The following is a 616-nucleotide window of genomic DNA, read 5'->3' on the forward strand; positions in this document are numbered from 1 at the left end:
CCTCACGCACGCCGGGAATCGACGAGAATTCGTGAAGTACGCCGTCGATCTGCACCGAGGTCACGGCCGCGCCCTGGAGCGACGACAGGAGAACCCGGCGCAGGGAGTTGCCGAGGGTAGTGCCGAAGCCGCGCTCGAGGGGCTCGGCAACGACGGTGGCGACCCGCTTGGGGTCATGCCCGGTCGAAACCTGGAGCTTGTTCGGCTTGATGAGCTCTTGCCAGTTCTTCTGTATGACCACGGTCCTACCTCTCGCACTTCCGACACGAGCCACTGCAGTGGTCGGTCCTTGAGCCCTTCCCGTGCATCGCCTTGCACGGCTCGGTCTCGAAAATCATGTGCCCGCGACGCAGCGGGCGGTTAGTGGGCCGCGACCCAGAGTTCCGGGACGAAGCTGTAGGCTCCGCCCTCACGCGCCACGTAGCCGAGCGCCGGGAATTCCAGATGGCCCCCGGTGACGAAGGTTCTCTCGCTCGAGACCTCGTCCAGCATCCGCTTGCGCACCGCCCTCGCCTCGTCGGGATCGACGTCGAAGACCATCGTGGCCTCCGGACGCTTGAACTGGATCGCCGGCAGATGGACGATATCCGCCCACATCAGGAGGGACCCCGAGCCC

2 pseudogenes are annotated in these 616 nt (G+C 65.7%); both read right to left on the reverse strand.

Annotated features, from left to right (window positions below):
• Positions 1-274 (reverse strand): annotated as a pseudogene (locus tag VQ03_RS30680) (DNA-directed RNA polymerase subunit alpha); the annotation flags it as partial.
• An 86-nt stretch (positions 275-360) separates the two neighbouring features.
• Positions 361-616: pseudogene (locus VQ03_RS34220) on the reverse strand (MBL fold metallo-hydrolase); the annotation flags it as partial.

The sequence above is a fragment of the Methylobacterium tarhaniae genome (assembly GCF_001043955.1).
In the GTDB taxonomy this organism is placed as follows: Bacteria; Pseudomonadota; Alphaproteobacteria; order Rhizobiales; family Beijerinckiaceae; genus Methylobacterium; species Methylobacterium tarhaniae.